This is a genomic window from Candidatus Cloacimonadaceae bacterium (genome assembly GCA_030693415.1).
Lineage (GTDB): Bacteria > Cloacimonadota > Cloacimonadia > Cloacimonadales > Cloacimonadaceae > JAUYAR01.
In genome coordinates, this window is sequence record JAUYAR010000042.1 from 1 (window position 1) to 1,204 (window position 1,204).

Annotated in this window: 2 protein-coding genes; one reads left to right on the forward strand and one right to left on the reverse strand. The window is 45.1% G+C overall.

The features are described from left to right. Positions 1-7 precede the first annotated feature (7 nt). Complete coding sequence (gene istB / locus Q8M98_02865; protein ID MDP3113695.1) at positions 8-718, forward strand: IS21-like element helper ATPase IstB; 711 nt, start codon at positions 8-10, stop codon at positions 716-718. A 194-nt stretch (positions 719-912) separates the two neighbouring features. On the opposite strand, the gene Q8M98_02870 is transcribed toward istB, so the two are convergent. Then, complete coding sequence (locus Q8M98_02870; GenBank protein MDP3113696.1) at positions 913-1,119, reverse strand: hypothetical protein; 207 nt, start codon at positions 1,117-1,119, stop codon at positions 913-915. Between the last annotated feature and the right edge of the window lie 85 nt (positions 1,120-1,204).

The following is a 1,204-nucleotide window of genomic DNA, read 5'->3' on the forward strand; positions in this document are numbered from 1 at the left end:
GGGAGCTATGGCAGATGTCTTTCGTGATCAGTTCAATGATCCCTCCTATAAGGAACTGCATTTTGATGAGCGTTTCGGAATTCTGGTAGATGCCGAATGGAACAGACGCAAACATAATAGGCTGCAAAAGCTGATCAAGAACGCATATTTCAAGTTCAGCAACGCCAGTGTGCCTGACATTGAATATCATGATGACAGAAAGCTGGATCGTTCAGAGATATTGAGGCTATCATCTTGTTCGTACATCAATGAAAATCGCAATGTCATCATCATGGGAGCGTCCGGTAGTGGCAAATCGTGGCTGGCTTGTGCCCTTGGCATAGCTGCTTGCCAACACTACTATCCTGTAAGATATGCCCGTCTCCCGGAACTCCTGGATGAGCTTGCCATAGCCAGAGGGGAAGGAACCTTCAAGAAAGTGATCAGACAGTATAAAAATATCCGGTTATTGATACTTGATGAGTGGTTACTGACGCCTCTCAGAGACCAGGAAGCAAGAGACCTGTTGGAAATCGTCGAAGCGAGATGCCAATGTGCTTCAACCATCTTTTGTTCGCAATTCAGACCCGGAGGATGGCATGAGAAGATTGGTCAAGAAACTCTCGCAGATGCCATCCTTGACCGGATAGTACATGACTCGTGCCAGATATTCATAGATGGAAAAGTGTCAATGAGAGAACGCAAAGGGCTAAACAAAGATAGAAAGATAAAGACATAAGGGGCAATCATCGCATCGCGGGGGCGGCTGCTTCGTTCGGCCTACGGCCTCACTTCGCAGCCGCCCCCGCGATAAACTGAGCTGACTTTGAGATAATATCCCTCTAATGATGTGTAACTATGTGTTGGATATAATATTAATCTCTACTGGCTCTCACTGTCGGATTAGGTGGCTCTATTTTTCGGAGACGTGGCTCACATCGAGCGGAACGTATGGCTCAATCGCTCCGGAATATCCACATTATACAGCACACTGAAACTACCTTCGTTCACAAGCTCATAAACGTGCTTATGTAATATCTGCCAAGCCGAGCCCTGTAATTCCGCATACTTCTTTGCGCTTAAGACTCTGTCAAAATCCATCCGGTCGATCTGCCCTGTTTTCCAATTCTCTCTAAACATCAGTAACTCCATATATGCTTATCTAATATGATGCCAATGTATTACTGATGCTGATTCTGTCAAGTAATTTCTCATCATTTATTTA

Bases quoted from the DNA above. Each gene is read 5' to 3' on its own strand.
- istB (MDP3113695.1), top strand. From the start codon at position 8: ATGGCAGATGTCTTTCGTGATCAGTTCAATGATCCCTCCTATAAGGAA.
- Q8M98_02870 (MDP3113696.1), bottom strand. From the start codon at position 1,119: ATGTTTAGAGAGAATTGGAAAACAGGGCAGATCGACCGGATGGATTTT.